We start from the raw sequence: 13,608 nt of genomic DNA, 5'->3' as shown, positions 1-13,608 counted from the left end.
AGTGAGACTAGCTAGGCAGCATAGGGCAGTTGGCACCACGGCGCAGGCTGATATGCGCCACGTCGCCGACGCTGAATTGAAAACCCTCTGTCCGGCGCGGCGCGTCGATCACCACCTGTGTCCCCTGCCCCAACTCTGCATGAAGGCGCAAGGTGCGGCCGTGAAAGACGATGCTGTTCACCCGCACCGGTGCAGTACCGGCCGCCGCCTCGGTCGTGGCCAAAAGGTCCTCCGGACGCACGCCAATGGTGCGCACCGTGCCCTCGCCAGGCAGCTCGCCTTTATCCGAAATCGCTTCCAGCGGCAGAGCGCCGGCGATGAACCGCAAGCGCTCGCCGTCACGGCCGACAAAGCGCGACTGCAGAAGGTTCATGGTGCCGATGAAGCTGGCGACGAATTTGGTGGCGGGTCGATCGTAAAGGGTCGCCGGCGGCGCAATCTGCTCGATGCGGCCCTTGTTCATGACGACGATGCGGTCTGAGATCGACAGCGCCTCGGTCTGGTCGTGCGTGACCATGACGAAAGTGGTGCCAAGCCGCGACTGCAGCCGCTTCAGTTCGACCTGCATCTGCTCGCGCAGATGCGCGTCGAGCGCCGACAGCGGCTCGTCGAGCAGCAGCACACGCGGCTCGCAGACGATGGCGCGGGCAAGCGCGACGCGCTGGCGCTGGCCACCCGACAATTCGGACACGCGGGCGCCGAGCTTCTCGGCAAGGCCGACCATGTCGAGCGCTGCGCCGACGCGCTTTGCCTGTTCGGCACCGGAGAGCTTGCGCAGCGACAGGCCGAAGCCGACATTTTCGGCAACGTTCATGTGTGGGAACAGCGCGTAGTCCTGGAACACGGTATTGACGGGACGGCCGAAGGGCCTGAGCGCTGTGATGTCGCGGCCTTCGAGCAGGACCCTGCCGTTCGACGGGCTCTCGAAGCCGGCGATGACCCGCAGGCTGGTGGTCTTGCCGCAGCCGGACGGTCCGAGCAGGGTCAGGAACTCGCCGCGCGAAATATCGAGATCGACGGCGTCGAGCCCGATGATGCCGCCGGGGAAAATCTTGGAGACCTTGTCCAGCCGGACGAGCGGATCAGGCGCCATCGCGAACCTCGGACGGTTTGGTGGTGTTGACCCACAGAATCTGGCAGCGCTCGCTGCCCGGATTGCGGAAGGCATGCAGCAACGTGCTCTTGAAGGCGAAGCTGTCGCCGGCCTTCAGCCCGTATCTGGTCGAATCGACCACCAGCTCGACCTCGCCCGACAGGACGAAGCCGAATTCATGGCCGGCATGGGCGTAAGCTTCGGCGGTGCCGCCACCGGCGTCAACGGTCACCAGCATGCCGGTCAGCGTGGCGGCCGGCGGCGACAGCAGCGCCTTGGCGATGCCTTCCGACTTGACCGGGATCTGACGCCGGCTGTTGGCGCGCACGCAATAAAGATCGTTGCCGACATCATTGCCGTCGGCGATCAGCGCCGACGGCTCTATATCGAGGGCGGCCGCAAGCGGCCAGATCACGCGGACCCGCAATGACGACATGCCGCGCTCGATCTGGCTTAGCGCACCTATCGAGACACCGGCTTTGGCGGCAAGTTCGGCCAGCGAGAGATTGCGCTCCAGCCTGAGCGCCCGCACGCGCCGGCCGACCCTGACGTCGGCGTCGTCCTTCGGCTTCTCAGCCGCTTCGTCCAGCATGTCCATTCGTTCGTCCTTGTTTGGTTAGGTTTTCCCTTCTCCCCTTGTGGGAGAAGGTGGATCGGCGCGAGGCGCCGAGACGGATGAGGGGTGTTGGCCGGAGTGCTGTCGGTGCCATCTGGAACACCCCTCATCCGTCGCCTTCGGCGACACCTTCTCCCGCAAGGGGAGAAGGAAGAACCAGGCTCAGCCGCCTGCCTTGACCTTCTCGAACATCTTGGCGAGTTCGTCATTCTGCTTCATCGGTCCGGTGAAGATCGTGGTCTTCAGCATCACCTCGGGATCGGAAGGCAGCTGCAGTTTCTCCAACTCCTCCTTCGGCACAGCGGCGAAAGCCGAGCTGGTCGAGCTGCCATAGCCGTAGGCCTGGATCAGATACTTTCCGGAATCCGTTTCCAGCCGGCTGTTGATGAAGTCATAGGCTAGGTCGACGTTCTTGGCGTCCTTGAGCATGACGAAACCGCAGGCCCAGGTCAGCATGCCTTCCTTCGGCTTCATGAACTCGACAGGCACGCCCTGCTTCTTCAGCGAGGTGGCCGAGGCGTTCCAGGTCATGGCCGCGACCAGCTGCCCGCTCGCCAGTGCCTGTTCGACCGAGGTCATGTCGGTGGTATAGTTCGAGAGCAGCGGGCGCTGCTCGCGCAGTTTTTCCGCCACCTTGTCCATCTGTTCCGGTGTCATGTCGAATGGATTGACGCCGGCCAGAAGGGCCGCCACCACCGGTGTGTCGTGGACGGCATCGATGGTCGCCATGCGCCCGGCATATTGCTTGTCCCAGAGCAGGTTCCAGCTGGCTTGCGGGTTCTTCACCAGATCGGTGCGGTAGAGGATCGAGGTATTGCCCCAGTCCCACGGCACCATCCAGACCTTGCCGTCGCCGGCCTGCAGGTCGGGCAGGTTCTTGAAGACCGGGAAGATCGAATCCCAGTTCTTGATGCGCTTGGTGTCGATCGGCTGCAGCAGGCCTTCCTTGTTCCAGCGCGCCACCTTGTCATAGCAAGGGTGCGCGACATCGGGGCGGAAGCCGGCCTTGACCTTGGTGAAGGCGTCATCGTCGTCGCCGAACATCGAGGCTTCGACACCATCGGGGTGCGCGGCGAGGAAGCTCTTGTTGAAGTCGGGCAGTTCATAGCCCGACCAGGTGAAATATTGCAGCTTGTCGCCGGCAAAGGCGACAGTCGACGCAAGCGCCAGCGCGAAGGCAGCCAGTCCGGTTTTCGCTGTCTTTGCCGTTATCGATTTCAAGTCGAATGCCATTGCAGTTCTCCTCTTTCGGTTTCTTCTGGTTTTGACAGGCTGGCGGGCGCTGGCCGCCGGGTGGCGGCAAGCCCGCGATGGCGCAGGATTTCGGCGAGTGCGGCGATGACGAACGACACGGCCAGGATCGCCGTGCCGAGCGCCATGACGGTCGGCAGCGATTTCGGGAAGCGCAGCTGGCTCCAGATATAAAGCGGCAGCGTCGGCTCGGTGCCGGCAAGGAAGAAGGCGACGATAAACTCGTCGAACGAGGTCAGGAAGGCCAGCATGAACGCCGAAATAATGGCGGGCAGGCTGAGCGGCAGCATCACCCGTCTGAAGGTCGTCCAGTCCGAGGCGCCGAGGTCGAGCGCTGCCTCGCGGATGGTCTTCGGGATGGCGGCGAAGCGGCTGCGCATGACCACCACCGTCGTCGGCAGCGCCACCAATACGTGGCCGAGCACAATGGCAATGCGCGACGGCCCGAAACCGGCGAGATTGACCAGGATCAACAGCGAGATGCCGACGATGACGCCGGGGATCAGGATCGGCAGCCGCGCAATGGCACTGATGGTGGCGGCCAGCGGCGAGCGACCGTAGAGGTCCATATAGGACACGGTGATGCCGCAGAGTGTTGCGCCGCTGGCGGCAATGGCGCCGATGACGAGGCTGGTGGCAAGCGCACCGGACAGCGCCGAATTGCCGTAAAGTGTGCCGTACCACTCAAGTGTGAAGCCTTGCAGCGGAAATGCCGCCTGGATCGAATTGTTGAAGGAAAACAGCGGGATCAGCAATATCGGCAGATACAGGAACACCAGATAGGCAAGGACATAGACACCCAGCCAGCCGCCGCCCTGCCTTGCATCGATACGCGCCGTGTTCATGTGCGGCTGCCGTATCGCCGGTCGGCGAAGCGCACCACCAGCACCACGGCGAGAATGACCAGCATGACGGCGACGGCGAGTGCGGCGCCGAACGGCCAGTCATTGGCCTTGCCGAACTCGGCCTGGATCAGTGTGCCGATCATTGTACTGGCAGGGCCGCCGACCAGCGCCGGCGTCACATAATCGCCGACGGTCGGCACGAAGACGACGAGAGCGGCCGCCAGCACGCCCGGCATCGAATTGGGCAGCACGATGCGGCGGAAGCTGGTGAATGGTTTTGCGCCGAGATCGGAAGCGGCCTCGAGCAACGACTTCGGGATGGTGTCCAGCGCCACATAGATGGGCAGGATGGCGAACGGCGCATAAGCGTGGGCGAGCGTGACGACGACCGCTGCCGGCGTATTAAGGAAGGCCAATGTCGGCTCCGACCAGATGCCGCTTTCGATCAGCGCCGAGTTCAGCACGCCATTATAGGCAAGCACGATCTTCCAGGCGAAGACGCGCAGGAGGTAGCTGGTCCAGAACGGCAGGGTCAGCAGGAACAACAGCAGCCCGCGCCGCCGCCCGGCATGGAAAGCCAGATAGTAGGCAACGGGATAGGCGGTGACGACGGTTGCCAGCGTCACCAGGCCGGCGATACCCAGCGAGCGCAGCGTCACCGTCCAGTACAGCGGATCGGTGGCCACAGTGACGAAATTCGCAAGGGTGAAACCAGCCCCCAGCAGCGAGCCGTCATTGCCGCGAAAGGCGAGAAAGAACACCAGGCCAAGGGCGAAAAGGATCAGCAAGAAGGTGACCAGCCCGCCGGGCAGCAGCATGGCGAAGCGGAAGGCCGGCGAAGACCGGGTTTCCGGCAACGACTGCGTTACGACGATGGTCGACATCGGCTGTCCATCGAAATTTGAAATCGATTAAGCTTTTTTCATATTTATGAAATTGTCAAGCTGTTTCATGCTTGGGCATGAACGTCAGCGTTCGAACGCGTCCAGCATCCGGTACCAGGCGATGGTCGCGGCGACGCCGACCTGCCGAAAGGCGTGAAACGGGATCGGTCGGATCGGCGAGACCGGGAACGGCAATTGCCTGGTGTCGCCGCTCGACAAATAGGAGGCGATGCGCTCGCCAAGCGCGGTCATCAGGCCGATGCCGCGGCCCTGGCAGCCAACCACCGCCAGCAGACCCTTCTCTGGCTCGTGGATATGCGGAAGATGGTCCGGCGTCATTGCCACTCGGCCGAACCACCGCTTTTCAATGGCAATGTCTGACAGCGCCGGATAAAGCCGCAGCAGCGCGCGCTCCAGATGCGCCCAGTCGGCCGGGCCGTTCGGCAAGGCCATGCGGCCGCGTCCGCCGAGCACCAGCCGGCCATCGGCACTCTTGCGGTAATAGACGAGGATGCGGCGCGAATCCGACACTGCCTGCCCTTCCGGCAGGATAGCCGCCGCGAGATTGGACGATAGCGGTGCTGTCGCGATCTGGAAGGAATGCAGCGGGACGATCGTCTCGGCGAGGCCGGGAAGCAGGCCGCCGGTATAGGCGTTGGTCGCCAGGACAATCGCCTTGGCCTTGAGTTCGGCGCCGCTTTCCGTAGAAACGTGCCAAATGCCGGCATTCTGGCTGATCTGCATCACGTTCTGGCGTTCGGCGATTTTCACGCCCGCCGCTACAGCGACGCGCGCCAGTTCCGACGTGTAGGCGAGCGGATCGATGACACCGGCGCGGCGATCGAGCCAGCCGCCGAGATAGCCTTGCGCGCCGGTCATCGTCGCGATCTCCGTCGCGCTCAGCAGCCGGACATCGGCGCCGCGCGCCCGCCACTGCCGATCCCGGCTTGCCGCCGCTTTCAGCGCGGTCTCGGTATGCGCGGCCTGGATCCAGCCATTGCGGACGAACGGCACCGCCAGTCTTTCGTCGCGGATCAATTCGAAGACGGTGTCAGCGGTCGAGGCGGCAAAGTTGACGAGCGCTTCGCCGCGTTCGAGACCAAAATGCTCCAGCAGCCAGTCCGGATCGTATTTCAGGCCGGGAATGACCTGACCGCCGTTCAGGCCGGATGCGCCATTGCCAATTTCGCCGGCCTCCAGCACCTGGACGGCAAGGCCGAGCCGGGCAGCGTGCAAGGCTGTCGACAGCCCCATGATACCGCCGCCGACGATAACGACATCGACGCATTGGCCGGCGGGAAAAAGCGACTGGAACGCGGTGGCTGTCCGCGGCTTCTGCCAGATTGGATCGGAAAACCGTACGGGCAAGCGTCACCTGGAGATTTCAGTAGGTGAAAACCCTAGCGACGGTTTCATTATTTTGAAAGAGCGTTTTCCGTCGCCGTTGGCGCACGTCAGGCTCAATCAAGGTCCGGCGATGCGAAGACCGCTTGAAAGAATTGACAAAGCTCGTCCTGCAGGCGGGATAGACCTTTGGCGGGAATTTGTTGAAAGTGCCGCGGCCGAAGGACAAGACAACAGGAAATGTAAGCCATGACGAACGCCACACATTTGCCCGCCGAAGGCCTCTTCGTGGGCCGCGCCAGGGCGAGCGATGCTTCCCATCCGCTGGTGGTCACGGTGCGTGACGGCACGGTCTTCGATATCACGTCAAATGTGGCGCCGACCGTGCGCGACGTTTGCGAATTGCCGGATCCGGCGGGGCACGTCCGCTCGGCCAAGGGGCGGCCGATCGGCCCGCTCGATGCCATTGCCGCCAGCAGTTTCGAGACAGCGCGCGATCCGGGGAAACCGTACCTGCTGTCCCCCGTCGACCTGCAGGCGATCAAAGCGTCTGGCGTCACCTTTGTCGTCAGCCTGCTCGAACGGGTGATCGAGGAGCAGGCGCGCGGTTCGGCGGAAAAGGCCGACGCCATTCGCGCCGACATCGCCGGGCTGATCGGCCACGATCTGTCGAAGCTCAAGCCCGGCTCGCCGGAAGCGATGGAGATCAAGGCCAAGCTGATTGCGCGCGGCGCCTGGTCGCAATATCTGGAAGTCGGCATCGGCCCCGATGCCGAGATCTTCACCAAGTGCCAGCCGATGGCCTCGGTCGGCTTCGGCGCCGATGTCGGCCTGCATCCGGTTTCGACATGGAACAATCCGGAGCCGGAGATCGCCATGATTGCCGCCAGCAGCGGCAGGATTGTCGGGGCGACGATCGGCAACGACGTCAATCTGCGCGACGTCGAGGGGCGCTCGGCGCTGCTGCTCGGCAAAGCCAAGGACAACAACGCTTCGGCAGCACTTGGCCCCTTTATCCGGCTGTTCGATGAGACGTTTTCCATTGGCGACGTGAAGCAGGCGATCGTACGCCTGAAGGTCGAGGGCGAGGATGGGTTCTCGCTGGAGGGCGCCAGTTCGATGGCCGAGATCAGCCGCTCGCCGGAAGAGTTGGTCGCCGCCGCCATGGGGCCGCATCATCAATACCCCGACGGGCTGGCACTTTATCTCGGCACCATGTTCGTGCCGTCGAAGGATCGGGGCGAAACAGGCAAGGGCTTTACCCACAAGGTCGGCGACATCGTCACCATCTCGTCGGAGAAATTCGGCGCCTTGGTCAACCGCGTGCGGCTGTCGCCCGACTGTCCGCACTGGACCTACGGCGCCAGCCACCTGATGCGCGACCTCGCCAGGGCCGACCTCATCTAGTCCCGCAGCCTAACATCCGATAGTTTCTAGAATTCTCTGATTGGAAATTACCTGCTCGTCGGCATTCGGGAGAGTCCATTGATCGTCGCTCTTGAGGGCAAGACCCTTGTCGTTACCGGCGGAACGCAAGGGCTTGGCGAGACCATCGCCCGGCTGGCCTCAGCCGACGGCGGCGAAGGGATCGCCATTGTCGGCCGCAATGCCGAGCGTGGCAGACGCATCGCCGAAGAGCTTTCACGACCAAGCCGGCCCGTCGTCTTCATCCAGGCCGATCTTGCAGATCCGGCCGCGCCTGCAGCTGTCATGGCGGAAGCGATCAAAAGACTCGGCCGCATCGATTGTCTGGTGAACGCCGCGGCCCTCACCGACCGGGCCTCGCTGGAAACTGGCACAATCGACGACTGGGACAGGTTATTTTCCGTCAATGCGCGCGCGCCGTTCTTCCTCATGCAGGCGGCCGTAGCCGACATGAAGACACGGCGGGCGGCGGGGGCCATCGTCAACATACTGTCGGTGAATGCGCATTGCGGTGCGCCGGACCTTGCCATCTATTCCGCAACCAAGGGCGCGCTTTCGACGCTGACCAGAAACATTGCCAACGCGCATCTTTCCGATCGCATCCGCGTCAACGGCATCAACATGGGCTGGGTAGCGACGCCGGCCGAACAAGAGATGCAGGCGCGCACGCTGGGCAAGGGCGAAAACTGGGCAAAGATTGCCGCCGCCGGCCTGCCGCTTGGTCGATTGCTGACCATGGACGAAGTCGCCCAGCTAACGCTGTTCCTGCTCAGCGACGCCTCCGGGCTGATGACCGGGACGCTTATCGACCTAGAGCAACACGTGCTCGGCGCGCCGCCGCGCGGGATTGCATGACGGTCGCAAGGCCGATCGTCGGCCGCCTGGAAAATACCCGCCAAACTGATGCAATCTGATGGGATTGCTGATGGCGCGGTGCCTTGCGCCAACGTCCATTGGCAATCGAGGCTTGCCATCGATCAAAAAAGGGAATGCTCTAATGCGCCCAGGTCGACGCTGGTAAATGCGATCACGGCTTTGGCCGCGCACGGTTTTTGGCCGCGATCGTCGTCGGAGGAGGAGTTCGGTTCAAATGGGAGGAAATCAAATGCTGACGAGGCTAAGACTGCTTGTACTTGGCTTGGTGGTGGCGCTGGCCATTCCGGCCGCGGCACAGGCCAAGACGTTCTACTGGATTTCGCATGGCGGCCCGGCCGATCCGGTCTGGACCTACTTCCTTGCCGGCGCCAAGCAATGGGCGGCGGACACCGGCAACACCGTCAATACGTCGTTCCACAATGGCGACGTGGCGTCGCAGCAGGAGGCTGTTCGCGCCGCGATTTCCGCCAAGGCCGACGGCATCACCACGACCAGCCCTGATCCGGGCAGCCTTGTCGAGATCGCCAAGGAAGCGCGGGCGGCGAACATCCCGATCATCAACTTCAACACGCCCGACCCGAAGGCGGACTTCAACGCCTATGTCGGCGGCGACAACGTCACCTTCGGCAAACATTGGGCGCAGTATCTGGTCGACAAGGGCCTTGTGAAGAAGGGCGACTTCGTCTGGATGCCGGTCGAGATTCCCGGCGCCACCTATGGCGTCCAGGAAGAGGAAGGCATCAAGAGCGTGTTCGAGCCGCTCGGCATCACCTACGAAATCACCGAAGCGACGCTCGACCAGGCCGAAGTGATCAACCGCATGGTCGATTACCTCACTGCCAACAGGGCCAAGGTCAAGGCGGTTATCGGCCTCGGCGACCTTGTCACCGGTTCGATCAAGCGGGTGTTCGACCAGGTCGGCGTCAAGCCGGGCGAAATCCCGGTCGTCGGCTGGGGCAACTCGCTCGACACCACCCAGGAAGTGCTGAACGGCTACGTCAATGCCGCGCAGTGGCAGGATCCGCAGGCGACCAGCTACGTCGCGCTCTCGCTCGCCAACATGGCGGCGAGCGGTATTCCGCCCGGCTTCGACGTGATCACCGGCGCGCTCTACGAGAAGGACACCGCGGCAGTCTACGACAAGATCCTGTCCGGCAAATAAATCCGCGATCGAGTTGGTCACGGCCGCTTCGGCGGCCGTGACTGTCTCATCATTCCGCCGAAGCCGGTTGCGGTCGCGGCCAAATCCAATCCTATCGCGGGTCCAAGGTGGAAAATCGTTCTCTTATCCAACGCTCGATCGCGCGGCCCGAGTTCGGGCCGTTCGTGCTGCTCGTCATCGAGATCGCCGTGTTCTGGGGCATCAACCACGACTTCCTGTCGCCGCAAAACATCTCGAACACGCTGGCCTTCACGGTCGAGCTCGGGCTGATCGCGCTGGCGATGACGCTGTTGATGACATCAGGCGAATTCGATCTCTCGGTCGGCTCGGTGTTCGGCTTCTCGCCGGTCCTGATGTGGACGTTGTTCAACAGCGGCGTCGCCTCGCTGGAAGCTGCTTTCGTCATTGCGCTGGTGGTCGCTGCGTTCATTGGACTGGTCAATGGCTGGTTCGTGACGCAGCTCAAGATCCCGTCCTTCCTGGTGACGCTGGGCATGCTGCTGGTGGTGCGCGGCACCGCTTTGTTCGTCACCAACGGGTTTCCGCAGCGGACCTGGAGCGCCGAGGGCAGCTGGCTGGCGGAAGCGCTGGTCGGCGATTTCTTCATCGGGCCGTTCCGTATCTACATGTCGCTGTTCTGGTTCATCGCCGCCGCAATCGCGCTCGGTTACGTGCTGACGCAGAGCCGGACAGGCAACTGGATCCAGGCAGCCGGCGGCAACCCGAGTGCTGCAAGGGCGCGCGGCGTCAATGTCAGCGGTGTCAAGATCGGCCTGTTCATCCTGTCGTCGATCCTGGCCTCGCTTGCCGGGGTCATCTCCTCGCTGCGCACCTCGGCGGCCAACCCCAACAGCGGCACCGGCTACGAGCTCGAAGTCATCGCCATGGTGGTGATCGGCGGCACGGCGCTGACAGGCGGGCGCGGCACAATCATCGGCACGGTGCTCGGTATCCTGATCCTGCGCGTGATGCGCAACGGCATCGTGCTGATCGGTGTGCCGGGCCTTGCCTATAATATTTTCATCGGCGCCATCATCCTCGGCATGATGGCGCTCCATTCATGGCTGGAACGCCGGCATCAGGCAGGGACTTGAACCATGGCCGAACCGCTTGTCCGCATGGAAAATATCCGCAAGTCCTATGGCCGCGTGCAGGCGCTGGTTGATGCCAATTTCCATGTCAACGAAAGGGAGATCGTCGGCCTGCTCGGCGACAACGGCGCCGGCAAGTCGACGCTGATCAAAGTGCTGTCGGGCGCGGTCCCGCTGACCAGCGGCGATATCTTCATCCGCGGCAAGAAGGTGAATTTGCGCACTACCAGCGACGCCATCGCGCATGGCATCGAGACGATCTACCAGGACTCGGCGCTGGTGACGCAGCTGTCGATCGCCCGCAACCTGTTTCTCGGGCGCGAGCCGATCAAGCCGCCGCGCTTCCTCAATCGGATGGACCAGGAGGCAATGAACGTGGTTGCCCGCGACCTGCTCAAGCAGGTCGGCATCTCGAAGAACATCCCGCCGACGACGCCGATCGGCTCGCTCTCCGGTGGCGAGCGGCAGGCGGTGGCGATTGCGCGCGCCATGCATTTCGACAGCGACCTCATCATCCTCGACGAGCCGACCAACAATCTCGGCGTCGCCGAAACGCAAGGCGTGCTGAGCTTCGTGCGCAGCGCCCGCGATTCCGGCCATTCCTGCATCTTCATCGCCCACAACATCCATCATGTCTTCCAGGTGGTCGACCGCATCGTCGTCATGCGCCGCGGTAAGGTGGTCGCCGACGATATTGACCCGAAGAAGACCAGCGTCGCCGAAGTCGAACGTGTCATCACCGGCATGTCGGACAAGGAGATCCATGACGCGCTGGTCGAGGGCACGCAACGGCCCGGCTGAGCAGCCGGGGGTCGGGCTGATCGTCGAGGCACTGGATCGCATCGCCACATGGTTGCGACATGAAAGCCACCGTTTCGGATATTGCCAGGAGCTGCGGCCTGTCGACCGCGACGGTCGACCGCGTGCTCAACAACCGGCCGGGGGCCAGTGCCGCCAACCGGCAGCGCGTGATGGAGGCGGCCAAGCAGCTCGGCTATCTGCCGGTCGTCGACCAGGTCGCGTTGCCATCGCGGCCGGCGCATCTCGAATTCTTCCTGCCGATCGGCAGCAATGCCTTCATGGCCGATCTGGCCAGGCACATCGAGGATTATGCGGCGCGCCTGCCGCTGGTCGCCTCCTGCCGCATCCACAAGCTCGCCGGCATCTCGCCGAGCGCCTTGCAGGCGGCCGTCGAAAACCTCTCGCTCAAGGCGAACGGCGTCGGCGTCATCGCCATCGATCATCCGAGAACGCGCAACATCTTGCGCGAGATCGTCGAGGCCGGCATCCGCCTGGTCACGCTGGTGTCCGATGTTCCGGGTGCGCCCCGCTCGGCCTATGTCGGCATCGACAACCGGGTGGCCGGCCGCACCGCGGCGCTGCTGATGGGACGGTTCCTCGGCGGCCGCCAGGGCCATCTGGCGATGGTCGTCGGCTCACGCTCCTACCGCGGCCATGAGGAACGCGAGATGGGCTTTCGTTCCGTGCTCGGCGAGGAGTTCCCCAATCTGACGGTCACAAGCGCCGTTGAGATCAACGATGAGCCGGAGGCCAGTTATACCGCGACCATGAAGGCGCTGCACAGCGAGCCGGAGCTGCTCGGCATCTACTGTATCGGCGCCGGGCGCTCGGGCGTGGCAAAAGCATTGCTCGAAGTCAGGCCGCAGACGAAGCCGGTGTTCATCTGCCATGATCTGACGCGCGAGACGCGCGGCTATCTCGTCGACGATCTGCTCGACGTCGTCATCGACCAGAATGCGCGGCTGATTGCCGAACAGTCGGTCATTCGCCTGCTCGGCTCGATCGCCTCGTCGGCGCCCTATCTGACGCGAAAATTTATCGAGCCGCGCCTGATCTTCAAGGAAAATGTCCCGGTGCAGTGATGTCGCGCGAGGCGATGGTCGCTCGGGCCTCGATGGTTAAAATTCGGTTGATACCGCAAATCTGCACATCACCTATGCAACTTTTGTGGTTGCCGAATCATTGGGCAATCGATAGTTTCGCAGGTGTCGGCCATCTACTCCTCCCAGATGCGATGCCGACGCTGAGTGCGGCACACCTCCTCCCGTGCCGTATTCGAAATCGAGCCCGCTGCCACCTCCTCCCGGCAGCGGGCTTTTTTTGTTCCAGCTCCGGGATAGCGGCCAATGCTTGCGGTCGGGACAGCACCGGACACGTTTGCTGATCCGCGGATCGATGAGCTTCGCTGCGACCGCCGCGGCTTGTCGGGCAGAATCCTGTCACACTTGTCACTCTCACCGGTTCGCCGGCGGCCCTATCCTGCCTCACGACCAGCAATCAACGCCGCGCCGGCCATGGTGCGGAGGATCGGCACAGGAGACGCGAGATGGCACATCGCGATGGGACGAGACATCACCCGGCGGCGCGGCCCGCAATCGAAACGCCACGTGTCGTTTCGCCGCTATCTGGCCCTGAAAGACGTGATCAGGCCTTCCGCCATGCGGACGAACTGCGCGCTCGGACCCTCGGCGCCAACGCTTTGCAGGCTGACGCGGGCGCCCTCGAGCAACAGCGACAGCGTGTCCGCAAGAAGCTCGGCCTGGCCGATGCCGGCATCGCGACACAGCGAGACCAGCCGCTCGCGCTGCGCTTCCTTGAGTTCCTTGATCACTTGCCTTGCCGGATGATCGGCCTCGCTCAGCTCGATGGCGGCGTTGGCCATGTCGCAACCGCGACGATCCGACATCAGGCAATCGGCCGCCATCCGGACCCAGGCATGCAGCTGCGCCAGCTTGTCGCCCGGATTCTCGGCCTCGAACTTTTCCCACATCGCGTTGGCGCTGCAAGCGGTCGCCCGCAGACATTCGATGATCAGGTCGTCCTTGGACTCGAAATGCCGGTAGAGCGTCATCTTGTTGGTGCCGGCGGCCTCGGTGATGGCGTCGATGCCGACGCCGCGAATGCCATGCTTGTGAAACATGTCCCGTGCCGTCTCCAGGATCCTGTCCCGGGGGCGAACACGCTCCACAACACCGTCTGTCATCAAAACCTCCGTGATTG

Annotated in this window: 13 protein-coding genes; 6 read left to right on the top strand and 7 right to left on the bottom strand. The window is 63.3% G+C overall.

From position 1 onward, the window contains the following. Positions 1–7: 7 nt before the first annotated feature. From NKH67_RS09230 to NKH67_RS09205, 6 genes are all read right to left on the bottom strand, one after another. Positions 8–1,093 carry an ABC transporter ATP-binding protein gene (locus tag NKH67_RS09230; protein WP_352473379.1) on the bottom strand — a complete coding sequence of 362 codons (1,086 nt, stop codon included), beginning with the start codon at positions 1,091–1,093 and terminating at the stop codon, positions 8–10. Continuing rightward, complete coding sequence (locus NKH67_RS09225; protein WP_353030638.1) at positions 1,083–1,691, bottom strand: cupin domain-containing protein; 609 nt, start codon at positions 1,689–1,691, stop codon at positions 1,083–1,085. Before NKH67_RS09225 ends, NKH67_RS09230 begins: the two co-directional genes overlap by 11 nt. Before the next feature lie 180 nt (positions 1,692–1,871). Then, on the bottom strand, positions 1,872–2,942 hold the full coding sequence (locus tag NKH67_RS09220; protein WP_353030636.1) for an ABC transporter substrate-binding protein: 1,071 nt from the start codon (positions 2,940–2,942) through the stop codon (positions 1,872–1,874). After that, positions 2,927–3,805, bottom strand: coding sequence for an ABC transporter permease (locus NKH67_RS09215; protein WP_352473382.1), 879 nt, complete (start codon positions 3,803–3,805; stop codon positions 2,927–2,929). Before NKH67_RS09215 ends, NKH67_RS09220 begins: the two co-directional genes overlap by 16 nt. Continuing rightward, a complete protein-coding gene (locus NKH67_RS09210) occupies positions 3,802–4,689 on the bottom strand; it encodes an ABC transporter permease (RefSeq protein ID WP_352473383.1) in 888 nt (295 codons plus the stop codon). The genes NKH67_RS09215 and NKH67_RS09210 overlap by 4 nt, the downstream gene beginning before the upstream one ends. A gap of 84 nt (positions 4,690–4,773) precedes the next feature. Beyond that, positions 4,774–6,057, bottom strand: a complete 1,284-nt coding sequence (locus NKH67_RS09205; protein ID WP_352473384.1) for an NAD(P)/FAD-dependent oxidoreductase — start codon at positions 6,055–6,057, stop codon at positions 4,774–4,776. A 225-nt stretch (positions 6,058–6,282) separates the two neighbouring features. Here NKH67_RS09205 and NKH67_RS09200 point away from each other — a divergent pair, with 225 nt between their 5' ends. The 6 genes from NKH67_RS09200 to NKH67_RS09175 all read left to right on the top strand — a co-directional run bounded on the left by NKH67_RS09200 (position 6,283) and on the right by NKH67_RS09175 (position 12,470). Continuing rightward, positions 6,283–7,440 carry a fumarylacetoacetate hydrolase family protein gene (locus tag NKH67_RS09200; RefSeq protein ID WP_352473385.1) on the top strand — a complete coding sequence of 386 codons (1,158 nt, stop codon included), beginning with the start codon at positions 6,283–6,285 and terminating at the stop codon, positions 7,438–7,440. Between the two features lie 78 nt (positions 7,441–7,518). Then, entirely contained in the window at positions 7,519–8,313 is a 795-nt protein-coding gene (locus NKH67_RS09195; RefSeq protein ID WP_352473387.1) for an SDR family oxidoreductase, read from the top strand. A gap of 250 nt (positions 8,314–8,563) precedes the next feature. Then, positions 8,564–9,496 (top strand): substrate-binding domain-containing protein, encoded by a 933-nt coding sequence (locus tag NKH67_RS09190; RefSeq protein ID WP_352473388.1) that lies wholly within the window; start codon positions 8,564–8,566, stop codon positions 9,494–9,496. A 107-nt stretch (positions 9,497–9,603) separates the two neighbouring features. Beyond that, the gene (locus NKH67_RS09185; protein ID WP_352473389.1) at positions 9,604–10,590 is read left to right on the top strand and encodes an ABC transporter permease; all 987 of its coding nucleotides are present in this window, start codon (positions 9,604–9,606) and stop codon (positions 10,588–10,590) included. A gap of 3 nt (positions 10,591–10,593) precedes the next feature. After that, positions 10,594–11,388 (top strand): ATP-binding cassette domain-containing protein, encoded by a 795-nt coding sequence (locus NKH67_RS09180; RefSeq protein ID WP_352473390.1) that lies wholly within the window; start codon positions 10,594–10,596, stop codon positions 11,386–11,388. A 59-nt stretch (positions 11,389–11,447) separates the two neighbouring features. Then, a complete protein-coding gene (locus NKH67_RS09175) occupies positions 11,448–12,470 on the top strand; it encodes a LacI family DNA-binding transcriptional regulator (protein ID WP_352473391.1) in 1,023 nt (340 codons plus the stop codon). Positions 12,471–13,009: 539 nt separating this feature from the next. Here the strand turns inward: NKH67_RS09175 and NKH67_RS09170 are convergent. Beyond that, positions 13,010–13,591, bottom strand: a complete 582-nt coding sequence (locus tag NKH67_RS09170) for a TetR/AcrR family transcriptional regulator (protein ID WP_031211029.1) — start codon at positions 13,589–13,591, stop codon at positions 13,010–13,012. Between the last annotated feature and the right edge of the window lie 17 nt (positions 13,592–13,608).

Origin of the sequence: Mesorhizobium sp. M0968, from assembly GCF_040319065.1 — a bacterium.
Lineage (GTDB): Bacteria > Pseudomonadota > Alphaproteobacteria > Rhizobiales > Rhizobiaceae > Mesorhizobium.
The sequence above is the reverse complement of the archived record's forward strand: the minus strand, read 5'-3'. Positions and strand labels throughout refer to the sequence as shown.